At 26.3% G+C, this 12,766-nt stretch carries 13 protein-coding genes; 1 reads left to right on the top strand and 12 read right to left on the bottom strand.

What is annotated here, in order from left to right:
- Positions 1–50 precede the first annotated feature (50 nt).
- Together ABCP60_RS01045 and ABCP60_RS01040 are read right to left on the bottom strand one after the other, a co-directional pair.
- Positions 51–1,316: an aminotransferase class I/II-fold pyridoxal phosphate-dependent enzyme gene (locus ABCP60_RS01045; RefSeq protein WP_242871344.1), complete on the bottom strand. Its 1,266-nt coding sequence runs from the start codon at positions 1,314–1,316 to the stop codon at positions 51–53.
- Positions 1,317–1,574: 258 nt separating this feature from the next.
- A complete protein-coding gene (locus ABCP60_RS01040; protein ID WP_092926967.1) occupies positions 1,575–3,518 on the bottom strand; it encodes a sigma 54-interacting transcriptional regulator in 1,944 nt (647 codons plus the stop codon).
- A 140-nt stretch (positions 3,519–3,658) separates the two neighbouring features.
- On the opposite strand from ABCP60_RS01040, the gene ABCP60_RS01035 reads away from it, so the two are divergent.
- Entirely contained in the window at positions 3,659–4,300 is a 642-nt protein-coding gene (locus ABCP60_RS01035; RefSeq protein ID WP_176698701.1) for an SIMPL domain-containing protein, read from the top strand.
- A gap of 39 nt (positions 4,301–4,339) precedes the next feature.
- Here ABCP60_RS01035 and ABCP60_RS01030 read toward each other — a convergent pair whose 3' ends face one another.
- From ABCP60_RS01030 to ABCP60_RS00985, 10 genes are all read right to left on the bottom strand, one after another.
- Positions 4,340–4,759 carry a DUF3785 domain-containing protein gene (locus ABCP60_RS01030; RefSeq protein WP_092926971.1) on the bottom strand — a complete coding sequence of 140 codons (420 nt, stop codon included), beginning with the start codon at positions 4,757–4,759 and terminating at the stop codon, positions 4,340–4,342.
- A 10-nt stretch (positions 4,760–4,769) separates the two neighbouring features.
- Positions 4,770–5,690: a biosynthetic peptidoglycan transglycosylase gene (locus ABCP60_RS01025; RefSeq protein ID WP_092926972.1), complete on the bottom strand. Its 921-nt coding sequence runs from the start codon at positions 5,688–5,690 to the stop codon at positions 4,770–4,772.
- Positions 5,691–5,992: 302 nt separating this feature from the next.
- Positions 5,993–6,472, bottom strand: coding sequence for a hypothetical protein (locus ABCP60_RS01020; RefSeq protein ID WP_092926973.1), 480 nt, complete (start codon positions 6,470–6,472; stop codon positions 5,993–5,995).
- Between the two features lie 275 nt (positions 6,473–6,747).
- A complete protein-coding gene (locus tag ABCP60_RS01015) occupies positions 6,748–7,767 on the bottom strand; it encodes a serine/threonine-protein kinase (RefSeq protein WP_092926975.1) in 1,020 nt (339 codons plus the stop codon).
- On the bottom strand, positions 7,758–8,057 hold the full coding sequence (locus ABCP60_RS01010; protein ID WP_092926977.1) for a hypothetical protein: 300 nt from the start codon (positions 8,055–8,057) through the stop codon (positions 7,758–7,760). The genes ABCP60_RS01015 and ABCP60_RS01010 overlap by 10 nt, the downstream gene beginning before the upstream one ends.
- Positions 8,058–8,251: 194 nt before the next feature.
- On the bottom strand, positions 8,252–8,749 hold the full coding sequence (locus ABCP60_RS01005; protein ID WP_092926979.1) for a 3'-5' exonuclease: 498 nt from the start codon (positions 8,747–8,749) through the stop codon (positions 8,252–8,254).
- 175 nt (positions 8,750–8,924) lie between these two features.
- Positions 8,925–10,043, bottom strand: coding sequence for a M23 family metallopeptidase (locus tag ABCP60_RS01000; RefSeq protein ID WP_092926981.1), 1,119 nt, complete (start codon positions 10,041–10,043; stop codon positions 8,925–8,927).
- A 20-nt stretch (positions 10,044–10,063) separates the two neighbouring features.
- Complete coding sequence (ftsX, locus tag ABCP60_RS00995; RefSeq protein WP_092926983.1) at positions 10,064–10,969, bottom strand: permease-like cell division protein FtsX; 906 nt, start codon at positions 10,967–10,969, stop codon at positions 10,064–10,066.
- The gene (ftsE, locus tag ABCP60_RS00990) at positions 10,953–11,639 is read right to left on the bottom strand and encodes a cell division ATP-binding protein FtsE (RefSeq protein ID WP_092926985.1); all 687 of its coding nucleotides are present in this window, start codon (positions 11,637–11,639) and stop codon (positions 10,953–10,955) included. Before ftsE ends, ftsX begins: the two co-directional genes overlap by 17 nt.
- A gap of 167 nt (positions 11,640–11,806) precedes the next feature.
- Positions 11,807–12,760, bottom strand: a complete 954-nt coding sequence (locus ABCP60_RS00985) for a S8 family peptidase (RefSeq protein ID WP_195580878.1) — start codon at positions 12,758–12,760, stop codon at positions 11,807–11,809.
- Positions 12,761–12,766 lie beyond the last annotated feature (6 nt).

The following is a 12,766-nucleotide window of genomic DNA, read 5'->3' as shown; positions in this document are numbered from 1 at the left end:
CTATTTCCCTTATATTTTTAACTAATTTATATATAATACATTTAGTATTATTATCTATTTTCTACCAACTTCTGACTTTTTACATATTCAAGCGCATTTTTGATTATACTTGGTGCTATCTTACATTTATTTTCATTTACTGCACAAACAGCAAATCTAAGCCCTGCTTTTAAAGGTACCATATATACATTATCTTTAGTTAATTCCTCGCATACTTCTCTTGAATTTTCACAAGGTATACTTACAAAAAATCCATCTCTATATGGAAGTATATCAAGCCCTACTTTTTCAGCTTCTTCTACAAATGCATTAGCTCTTCTTTTTAGCATTTCCTTATACGTATTTTTTTCCTCATTGTATTTCTTAAACTTCTCTGAATTATTTACTATATTGGAAATAATTGCCATAGCTCCTCTATTGCAATTTGACCAATTTGCTCTGCAAGAGTGTACACAAGCATAGTAGAATTCTTCTGCTACATTTTCACTTGAAGTTATACAAACTGCTGCTCCCATTCTCATACCATAAGCTGTAAATCCTTTAGACATACTAAATCCTACTATAACCAATACATTTTCTGGTAGATTTGAGAACTTTTCAAAGAACATTCTACTAGCATTATCATCACTAGCAAAATCAATATATGCTATATCAACAAACAATATTATTTTCTTTTCTTTATTTTGAGCTACTTCTTTTGATAATCCTATTATTTTATCCCATTCATTATCTGATATGCTGTATCCTGTTGGGTTATGTGCTGGTGTGTTTAGAATTGTAAATATTCTTTCTTGTTTATCTGCTATTCTTAAAAATTCTTTTTTAAATGATTTGAAGTTGAAATTATTATTTTCATCAAATAACTCATAAGTTCCTACCGTTCTTCCTATTTCTTCTGTAATGCTTACATATGGACTCCAAAACCAATCTGATGTTAATACTTCATCACCTGGATTTGTATAATTCCAAGTAGCTAATTTTATAGCTCCACTTCCTCCTGGAGATGCTACTGCTCTTATATAACTATTTGGCATGTAATCTTTAAAAACTACTTTTTTAACAGCTTCAAGATAATCTGGCTGACCTTCAAGTGCTGCATAAGCAGATATTTCTGCATTTTCTAAGTTTTTATACTCACTATAAACTGTATCTAAAGTTATTAATCTTCCATAGTCATCCATTAATGCTCCTATAGTAGCATTTATAACATTTTCTCTTCCTATATTCTTTTCAGCTCTTTGAGCTCTCCCTGATAAATCAAATATTATATCTTTCTCTCTTGGCCATATAGAATGCTTAGCCGCCATACTTTGCATAATATTCCCACCACCCTATAATTATTTACTTTCACCCTTAATATAAAGCAACACTTGTGCCAAATATTCAAATATTTGAATTAATTTACTATAATAAACTAATAATTAATATAAACTAATAAAAAACAATTTTTTTTAAGTAGGCTTGTTTTTTATTAGTTTCATACTTATGTGAATCTTATTATTTATAATGACTTACCTTCGATGATAATTTTTTATGTTAATAAATCTTAACATTAGTTACTATTTTTTAACACATTAATCATTATCTTTATATTTTTTCCAAAGAGCTGTTCTGCTTATCCCTAAGATACTTGCCACCTGTGTTTTGTTTAATCCTTGAGATAATAATATATTTATAATCTTTGTTTCAACATATTTATTTATCTCTTTTATATCAATACCTATTTTTTCGTAATTTATATTTTCAAATTGACTATTACATGTATTCAAGTTATATTCATCCACTTTATTATCTTCATCTTCCACATATAATATTTCTATTTTACCTGTTAATACATATTTTTGTGCTACATTCTTTAGCTCTCTAATATTTCCCAACCAATTGTGATTATTTAATAGATTAACCTCTTCTTGCTTTAGCTGAAAGTTATCACTGATAGAAGATAGATTTGAAAAACCACCTTCTTCTATCATTTTTCTCACAAAATATTCAAACAAAAATACTATGTCTTTTTTTCTTTTTCTAAGTGGAGGTATATTTATCTCTAGGCTACTTAATCTATAAAATAAATCAGCTCTAAAAGTTTTATCTTTTATTTTTTGTCTTAGATTTTCATTAGTAGCAGCCATTATCCTTATATCTAGAGGTATCACCCGATCTGACCCCATTCTCATTATCTTTTTTTCTTCTATAACCCTAAGTAATTTAGTTTGTATATTTATAGGTAAGCTATTTATTTCATCTAAAAATATACTCCCTCCATGAGCAAGTTCAAAAAGCCCTGGCTTCCCACCTTTTTTTGCTCCTGTAAATGCTCCTTCTTCATATCCAAATAATTCACTTTCTAATAAACTTTCTGATATAGTGGCGCAATTTATAGCCACAAAAGGTTTATCTTTTCTTTGACTAATATTGTGCATACTTTGTGCTAACACTTCTTTTCCACAACCACTTTCTCCATATAATAAGGTCGTAAATTCTGTTTTACCAATCTTTTTAGCCATTTCTACAAGTTCTTTACTTATTTCATCTTTGAATATATAATCATCAAATGTATATTTAGCACAGAGCCCCTTATTATTTAAATCCATACGTATTTTTCTTTCTAAACTTTGTATATTAGTTATATCTTGAAGTATTCCAATTATTCCTTGAACTTGTCCATCAACTATTATGGGTACTGACCTTGTGTTTACTGTCAATTTATTTATATTTCTTATCTTACGCTTATGACTCTCATTTTTAATCATAGCCTCTACTAACCAATCCATACAAGGAAATACATCTTTTATATTTTTCTTATATACTTCTTCCTTTTTTGTATTTAATATTTTCTTTGCACTTTCATTAAATAGTATTATTTTGCCTTTTGTATCTATAGCTATTATTCCATCTTTTACTCCATCTAGTATATTTATAAGCATTTGATTGTTAAATTTCTCATTTGATAATGAACTTATTATATTTTTAGCGTATTCTATAGCCTCTGTTATAGATTCTTCACTAGCATTTATAAATACATTATCTATGTTATACTGTCTAGCAAAAGAACAAGCTATTCCACTTCCAACTATAACTATACCTTCTTTTTTATCGATGTATTTTAATACCTTGCTTCTTATTTCATATTTAGATTTGAACCATTCTTCCTTTATACGTATATTTATTACATCCTTTAAACTTATATAATCAAAATCTACTTCATCATACCCTAATATAAGAACTATTTCCTTTTTATATGTACTAGCTAATTTTATAGCTTTTAGTAAATCTATAGATTTCATATTTAAAGGTATTATGGGTACATTTACAGTATCTAATATAAGCTTATATCCTCCACCTCTACCTATTATTACTTGAGCTCCTTTGTCAACTAATATCTTTCCTTGTTCTTCTAATAAATCTAATTCTATAATATCTATTATAATTTCTTTATTTTTTATTTCCCTTGGGTAAAGTGTTTCTATTTTTTCTTTTAACTCTATATTTGACGCTATAACCCCTATTACATTTTCCACCTTTAGTTCCCCTTTTATCTCATTTTAAAAATTTATATTAATTATATCATATTAAATTTCTATTAATTAATATAATTTAAAGTATACTTATTTAAATATATAAACTTAGTAATAAACTATAAAGTATGGAGGTTTTGTTTATGCAATATAAAAATAGCCTATTTAATATGCCCTCTGACAAGGGCTCGTTAACAGTTAGAGGTGTAAGTTCTTTAAATATAGAATCTGATATGGCAAAAATTAATGTTAGAATCTCTTCTCAAGATAAGAGCTTAGAAATAGCAAAAGATAAAAATAGCGAAATTTTAAACAGACTTTTATATAGTCTTTCTGATTATGGTGTTTCAAAGGATGATATTTTTAGTAAAGACATTTCTGCTACTCAAAATTATGATTATGAAAAAAATACATTAATTTCTTATACTGTAACTCAACTTATAACTATAATAGTTCATGATTTAAGTAAAGTTAATGATATTTACTCTTTAGTAGTTGAAAATGGTGCAAATGATGAAATATATATAGATTTTTCTTTATCTAATCCTAATGAATACTATAATAAAGCATTAAAAAAAGCTACTCAAGATGCTAAAGATAAAGCTAGTATTTTAGCTAAAAGTTTTTCTCTTAATTATAATCCCATACCTTGTAAAGTTACTGAAATAAGTTCTCAGCTAAATAATATTAATTATTCATCTAAATCATCTATCACAAATGTAGTACCTGGTATAGTTAAGATAACAGCACAAGTAGATGCATCCTTTTTAACTTATTGTATGTAATAAAAAAAGTCTACCAGATCAATGGTAGACTTTTTTTATTTATACTATACAGTTTTCTATTTGTATTATATAATCTTGGCAGTTTTCACATATTATTATACTAACTATATAACTGTCATCAACTTTACCTGCTCTTAATAATTTGTTAAAACTTAATCCTTCATAACTTTTATCTATATCACTTATAACAAACTTTCCATTTTTAGTGAATATATAAAAATGATATTCTAAAAAACCAAAAAACTTTTGCTTTTCCTTAACTCCTTTTAGACATTCTGGGCAAGCTTCTTGGTAATATTCCATATCAAAATCTATTTCACTGCCATTAGATAACATTTCTAATATATTTTCTAATTTTATGCCATCTACGGGCTTTTCTTCATCATTTAATAAACCACTACAGTTATCTAAACTTAATACATATTCTTTATCTTCATAATTAAACTTATACTCTTTCATATTACACCTCTTATTTACCTATTTCAGATACAAAAGTTACTTCTTTAGTTAATGCATCTTCATATTCTGCATCATTTATATATCCAAGTTCATGCATTTTATAAAGTATTGTTTCTTGTCTTTTCTTTGCTTGTACAAATTGACCATATTTTGCTGGACTATTAGTTATTCCTGCTAACATAGCGCATTCAGCTAAGTTTAAATCTTTAACATCTTTACCAAAATACACTTTAGCACCTTTTCCTACCCCATAGGCTGATTTACCTAAATATATATTATTTAAGTATATACCTAATATTTCATCCTTAGATATGTTTTTATCCATGGAAGTTGCATTAAACATATCCTTAAGCTTTCTTTTTATAGTTTTATCATCACTTGTAAGTAAGTTTTTAGAAATTTGCATTTCTATAGTGCTTCCGCCCTGAGTTGTATCTGTTAGTAAATTATGTACTACAGACCTTACTAAAGATATAGTATCTACACCATTATGTTTATAGAATCTTTCATCTTCTATAGATACAATAGCATCTTTTAAATACTTTGGTATATCATTATTATCTACCACTTCACTACTTATATAATTTTGCTCTAATAGCTCTTTAGTTACTTTAGGTGAGCCTTTGACCACTGTAAATACATAAATACTAGAAACTATTGATACTAAAGCTAATACTAATAACATTGCTATTAGTAAATTTTTAAATAATTTTAATAACTTTTTATTTTTTTTTCTCTTGCTTTTTTTAGCTCTTGAACGAGAACTATAAGTACTACTTCTTGTTCTTCTATTTATAGTGTTTTCATTTTTTATTTTTTCACTTACACTTCTATTATTAAATACTTTATTATCCGTTTTATTTGTTGTTTTACTTGTACTTGAGCTTACTCTTTTCCGTCTTATTTTATTATCATCATTATTATAACTCATAAAACCTCCTTATTTATAAAGTAATTATACATTGTTATACAAAATAAATCAAAGAACAAATTTGTAAGATTATGACTATACTTAGTTTATGCAACTTTATATATTATTTGTATATTATTTGGCTAAAAAAAATGATTTTTGGAAATTATATAATATATATAATAGCAAAGGAGATTTTGTTATAGCTTATTTTATACATGATACTTGTATAGGTTGCGGCACTTATGAACCAGAGTGTCCTGTTGATATTCATCAACCTATGGAATAATACATAAAAAAAAGAAAAGCAACGCTTTTCTTTTTTACTTTATATTTATGCTATGTACAATTTGTTCTTTACTTTTATCTTCTATATTATTTAACTCTAATTTTATAGGATCTTTAGTATTATGAAGTGTTATTCCCATTTTTATATCTTTATCTTCTCCACCTTTTATATTTCCTATAAATCCTTGTATATCTTCATTAGCTGTTGAAACAAAATACTTAACTGGTTTTCCGCCTTGATATGGATATACATCTATATTAGATAATTCTATGTCGTATTTACTATTATTTCTAACATTCATACTTATTATAGCAGAAGAATTGTAAACATCTCCTACACTTATTTTTTCCTCTACTATATTTATATCCTCTATGCTTATTTTTATATCATCTTTTTCTACATTATTTATTAATATATCTTTATTTAGTATATTGTTTTTTTCTATACATATTGATGTATTTGACATAGCTATAAAAAATAATAAGGTTAAAAGCAAACATTTAGATTTTTTCATATATACCTCCTAGATTTTTATAGTTTATCCAGAAGATGTATTTTTATACATTTTTATTTAAACTAAATTTAATTTTTAATTAAATTTAGTTTAAATAAAAATTTTATAAAACTTTTTTTAAATTTACTATTGCTTTTTTTGTCGAATCTTGTTATTATAAATACAAGGTTATTCCCCTAATAACCGATTATTTACTCCCCAAATAAAATATATTCCCTAATAAACCCCTTTTTATAATATATTTTACCCCTTTTTAATGACCTTACTTGATCGGTTTAAAGTAAGGTCATTTTTTTATTCTTTATAATACTTCTTATAAGCTTATATCCCTTAGCCTTTGTGTCTACTGTATAAATTTTCCCATCACTCAATACTTTCCATACTGTATCTTCTTTGTATAACCTTATATAAGTATTGTAGTTTTTATCTTCTAGTTCCCATACAAAGTCATTTTCTTCTAATTTTTTATATCTCCAATCTAAGTTTCTACTTACACTAGATAAATCATTCATTATTTCTAAAACATCTTCATACCTATCCCTTGGATCTATCATAAGACATTTTTCTATTATATTTATAATTTCTCTTGGTACATGAGGCAAATATTTTTTTCTTATAGGGAACTTCCCTTTAGCGCATGCTATTTTTAAACTATTTAAGTCCTTATATTTTCTGGCTTGATTATTATATTCTTCATTTCCATTACACATTCTATATAATGTAGTACCTATTTGATATATATCAATTTTTTTATCTATTATAGAATTTGTACACTGCTCTGGAGCTATATGCTTATAATATACATTTCTAAGCCTTGCATTTCCTGAATTATTTAAATACAATGCCGAACCAAAATCGGTTAGTATTGCATTATCATTATCACTTATAAGTACATTATTTGGCTTTATGTCACAATGTATTATACCCAAAGAATGGATATATTGTATTGCTGATAAAAAGTCTAATGAATACTTTATAACTTCTCTAATGGTTAAGCTTTTATTCTCTAATAAATTATATAAAGATCCTCTTTCTAGGTATGGCATTGTTATATATATATTATTTTCATCTTGAGATGCTGTATTTATATTCATTATATTTGGATGATTGCACCTATATATCTTCTTAGATTCGTCAAAGTATTTATCTGCAGATTTTAATTTTTTTTTACTTATTTGCTTTAGTATAAATTTACATCCAAGCTGAGTATCTTCTACTAAATATAAATTTGAATTAACCCCTTCAGATTTAATCTTTTTTATTACCTTTAAGTTAACATTTGGATTTATTTGCATATTTCCACCCCACAATTAAATAGAAGTTCCTCTACTATACCTTCTATCTTTATTAACTGTATAGTATCTTCATTTTCTGATTCATTTTTATTTATATAGGATTTATTAATATCATGCTCTTTTATAATAGTACTTACTAATTTTTTTATATAATTTAATCTATTCCCGATATCAAAAGACTTCGGTATAATTAATTTATTTTTAACGATATATATCTTCTTATTTTTTATTTTTTTAAATATTGAAAACTCTATCTCACTTACAGATATATTAAATTCTATAAAATTCATATGTCTAACCCCCTAAAGGTTTTTTAAGATACTATATACTATGAGTTTTAATAAAAATTAACCACTAAATATAATTAGTTTTAAAAATTTTTTATTTTGAATGATATAAATTTATGTCTTATATGAAAATAATTTAAATCATAAAATTCTAACAAAAAAGCAAACTATATTTAAATAATAGTTTGCTTTTTTGTTTATTTTATTTTTAAAAATAATTTAGCTGTAGCTAATGTATCACTATCTGCTCTATGTGCATTTTTATTTTCTATTCCATAATATGCACATGCTGTTTCTAATTTTTTATTTTTGCCTTTATAGTCCTTATTAGCCTTTAACATTTCTAATGTACATATATGGTTAGTTATAGGTTCTAAATTTAATTTATCTAAATAATAATTTAAAAATTTTAAGTCAAATTTAGCATTATGAGCTATTATAGTCCTATTTCCTATATATTTTCTAAATCTAGGTAAAACTTTTTCTATAGGGTCTTCATTTTTAACCATATCATTAGTTATGTTAGTTATATCTGTTATAAATGGCGGTATATCTGAAGTTGGTTTTACAAACCTTGAATAATTCCTAATTATTTCGTTATTTTTTATCTCAGTTATTCCGATTTCTATTATTTCGCAACCCTTATATGGGTCAAGACCCGTGGTTTCTAAATCCACAACTACATATTCTTCCATGTGTAAAACTCCTTTTAGATTCTTGTTTATCTAATCATATATTATATGATAACATGTATTATGTTTTAGAACAAAATTTGCTAATATTTATTTAAATGTACAACTTAATTCATTTATTTCTAAATAAAAAAATAAGTATCTATTAAATTATTTTTTAATAGATACTTATTTTTTATTACCCTATGTATGGCATAGGATTTGTATGCTTTCCATTTATTCTTATTTCAAAATGTAAATGTGGCCCTGTTGATCTTCCTGTATTTCCTATTTTAGTTACTGCTTGTCCTTTTTGAACCTTCTGTCCAACAGATACTAGTAATTGATCGTTGTGTGCATATAATGATACCTTTCCATTATCATGTTGTATCATTACAGTATTTCCATAACTTCCTTTAGGTCCTGAATATATAACTGTACCACTATCAGTTGCTACTGCTGGGGTTCCTTTTGGTGCGGGTATATCAATACCTGTATGTATCTTTTGAACATTTAATACTGGATGAAGCCTATATCCATATGGAGAGCTTATTCTAGTATGTCCTGGGACTGGCCAAGATCCACTTGATATTATTGCTCCATTTAAATTTTCATCAATTGATGCAGCACTTTGTTGTGCTTCTTGTGCTTGTTTAGCTGCTGCTTCTGCTGCTAATTTTTCAAGTTCATTTTGTAAATTATCTTCTTCAGTTTCTAGTTCTCTCTTTAAAGCTTCTAGTTCACTTTTATCAGATTGTACCTTTTCATTATTTTCTACTAGAGATATTTTTAAATCTTCTTGCATTTTCTTTTTATAATTTAAATCTTTTTCTTTTTTCTCTACTTCTGATTTATTTTCATCTAATTCTTTTAGTATCTTCTGATCTTGTTCTACAACTTGCTTAACTACATATATGTTATTGAAAAAATCTGATATAGAAGTACTACTTAATATAACCTTAATATATCCCATAGAATAATTATTGTTTATTGCTTTTAATCTTTTACCTAGAGCTTCTTCATTTTTACTTATATTTTCGTTTAGTTTTTCTATTTCAACTTTAGTAGTTTCTATTTCACCATTTAAATTTTCTATTTTATCATTAGTTTCTTTTATATTTCCTTCTATTTCTTTCACTTTAAAATCTAAATCTCTTATTTTAGATTCTAAAGTTGTTTGCTCTTCTCTGTTTTTGTTTAATTTATCATCTACACTCTTTTGTTTAGTTTCTATATTTTTATCTTCAGTATCTGCATATATATATGTTGTTCCAAATACTAAAGAGCATACTGTTAGCACTGTCAATATTTTTTTCACTCAATCGTCCCCCTATTACTTTATACTTTTAAATGTCTTTTAACTGATATAACACTTCCTAATACCCCTATAACTACTCCTGTTATAAGCAGCGTCGATATTAGTGAAGATGATATAGAAGCCAATGGAAGGACTGCACCCGACATAATATTGTTTATTGGATTTATAAATTGCTTTAAATTTTCTACTATATATCCATACATAACCAAACATATACCAATAGCTAAAGTAGCTCCTACTAATCCAATAAAAAAGCCTTCTACTATAAATGGAGATACTACAAATAAGTTACTACCACCTACATATTTTATAATTTGTATTTCTTCTTTTTTACTATATACTCTACTTTTTATCGTATTAGATATTATTACTAGGCATATTAATAGTAAGCCCCCTATTAAAATTGACCCAAATTTCTTAACTGTACTTGATATACTTAAGAAATTTTGTATTATATCTTGAAAATAAGTTATCTCTGTTACACCTTCTAACTTAGATATCTCTCTCGATATTTGCTTTATATTCTCTGGATTATCTATTGTAACAAGGAAGGAATCCTCTAAAGGATTTTGTACACCTTCAAGTAGATATGCTTCTTCTCCAAAACTTCTTTTAAGATCGTTAAAAGAAGCTTCTTTTGTTTTAAACTCAACACCTTTAACACCATTTATATCTTTAATTTTATTTTTTAATTCTATTCTCGCATCATCATTAGTGAATTCTTCTATAGATACCCTAACTTCATTTATTTCATCTTGTGCATATTTTATAAATTGGTTTATATTTAATACTATAGTTAAAACTATTCCTAGTATTATTAAAGATGCAGATATAGAAATTGTAGATATAATAGTCATAGTTTTATTGTGAAAAGCACCTTTTATTCCTTGCTTTAGACTGTATAAAAATTTAGACATTAATTTCATATTTTTCCCTCTTTGTATCTTTAATTATTTTTCCTTCTTTAAGCTCTATGACTCTCTTTGGAAATAGCTTTAATATTTCTATATCATGTGTTGCCATTATGACGGTAATCCCTTCTTCATTTATTTCATTTAATAATTTTAAAATTTGAATAGAATTATGTATATCTAAATTTCCCGTACATTCATCTGCAATTATTATAGATGGTTTATTGACTATAGCTCTAGCTATACCAACTCTTTGAGATTCCCCACCTGATAATTCATGTGGATATTTACTATGTTTTTCAGCTATGCCAACTCTTTTTAACACTTCCATAACTCTTGGTCTAATTTCTTTGGCATTTGTACCTACAACCCTAAGCGCTAATTCTACATTTTCATAGACTGTTTTTTCATTTAATAGTCTAAAATCTTGAAATACTATTCCTAAATTTCTTCTGTAATTATGTACTTTGCTTGCTTTTATTTTAGTTATATCTTCCCCTAAAACAGAAAGTCTTCCTGATGATATTTTTTCTTCTCTAGTCAATAATTTAAGTAAAGTAGACTTTCCTGCTCCTGAATGTCCTACTAAAAACACAAATTCGCCTTGTTTTATTCCTAAATTTACATTATCTAGTGACTTATTACCATCTGAATAAAATTTATCTACATTAGTAAATTTAATCATTTTCATCACTCCAATTTTGCTTTTGTTGCCCTATTTTTTATTTACTATACCATTATACACAATTTAGCATTTTTTTGTAACCTTTTTGTAACTTTAATTGCAAATTTTTATCATTTAATATCAAAAAACTTCGCATATCTAATTTTTTTATAGATATGCGAAGTTTTTTAGTTCTTTTTCTTATTTTTAGTTTTAACTTGCGCTAGATATACAAGCCCATTACCTTGAATAGTTCTTGGATAGTTAATAGATTTTGTATGCTTTATAAGTTGAGCATATAATTCAGTTTCACTTAAATCTCTTTGAAATTCTTCCCTTGACCAGTTTTTAAGTAAAGCTAAGCTTCCTGTCACATGCGGTGTTGCCATACTTGTTCCACTTAGTACTTCATATTTGTTATTTGGATAGGTTGAAAGTATTTCTACCCCCGGCGCAATTACATCTATAACTAAATTTGCATTACTAAAACTAGCAGGATTTCCTTTTTTATCAACTGCACCTACTGATATTACTTCTTCATAAGCAGCTGGATATGAATATTCAAAACTATCAGCATTTCCATCACCACTATTTCCAGCTGCACATACTACTAATATTCCTTTTTTGACAGCTTCCTTTACTGCCCTTTCTAATTTATCTGAACTTCCACCCATTCCAAGTGACATAGATATTATATCTACCTTTTTTTCCACAGCATAATTTATGGCATTAACTACCCAACTTAATTTTCCTAGTCCATTACCTTCTATAGCTTTTAATACATATATCTGTGCACTAGGTGCTATACCTACTATATTATTATTTGGATTATTTGCCACAATAGTGCCTATAACATGAGTACCATGTCCTACTCTATCAGTTACAATATTTGGATTTTTATTATCTTCATTTGTAAAATTTCTAACTTCTACTATATTATTTTTTAAGCTTTCATGATATATATCACATCCTGAATCTATTACTGCTATACGTACTCCACTTCCTTTATTAGATTCTTTCCACATATCTCTAGCTTTTATCATATCCACTCCGTATTGGTTGATTGTATTTTTTCCTCTTGAGTTTGATTCTATTTTAAATGGCAACAATTTAATGTTTAAATCTTCAGGTTTATTTTTCATATATAC

It is taken from the genome of Romboutsia sp. MSSM.1001216sp_RTP31141st1_G3_RTP31141_220114, from assembly GCF_039031195.1.
Taxonomy (GTDB): Bacteria; Bacillota; Clostridia; order Peptostreptococcales; family Peptostreptococcaceae; genus Romboutsia_C; species Romboutsia_C hominis.
Note: the sequence above shows the minus strand (reverse complement) of the source record. Positions and strands in the feature narration are given on the sequence as shown.

Coding starts and splice junctions, on each gene's coding strand:
- ABCP60_RS01045 (WP_242871344.1), bottom strand. CDS start 1,316: ATGCAAAGTATGGCGGCTAAGCATTCTATATGGCCAAGAGAGAAAGAT.
- ABCP60_RS01035 (WP_176698701.1), top strand. CDS start 3,659: ATGCAATATAAAAATAGCCTATTTAATATGCCCTCTGACAAGGGCTCG.
- ABCP60_RS01030 (WP_092926971.1), bottom strand. CDS start 4,759: ATGAAAGAGTATAAGTTTAATTATGAAGATAAAGAATATGTATTAAGT.
- ABCP60_RS01025 (WP_092926972.1), bottom strand. CDS start 5,690: ATGAGTTATAATAATGATGATAATAAAATAAGACGGAAAAGAGTAAGC.
- ABCP60_RS01020 (WP_092926973.1), bottom strand. CDS start 6,472: ATGAAAAAATCTAAATGTTTGCTTTTAACCTTATTATTTTTTATAGCT.
- ABCP60_RS01015 (WP_092926975.1), bottom strand. CDS start 7,767: ATGCAAATAAATCCAAATGTTAACTTAAAGGTAATAAAAAAGATTAAA.
- ABCP60_RS01010 (WP_092926977.1), bottom strand. CDS start 8,057: ATGAATTTTATAGAATTTAATATATCTGTAAGTGAGATAGAGTTTTCA.
- ABCP60_RS01005 (WP_092926979.1), bottom strand. CDS start 8,749: ATGGAAGAATATGTAGTTGTGGATTTAGAAACCACGGGTCTTGACCCA.
- ftsX (WP_092926983.1), bottom strand. CDS start 10,969: ATGAAATTAATGTCTAAATTTTTATACAGTCTAAAGCAAGGAATAAAA.
- ftsE (WP_092926985.1), bottom strand. CDS start 11,639: ATGATTAAATTTACTAATGTAGATAAATTTTATTCAGATGGTAATAAG.
- ABCP60_RS00985 (WP_195580878.1), bottom strand. CDS start 12,760: ATGAAAAATAAACCTGAAGATTTAAACATTAAATTGTTGCCATTTAAA.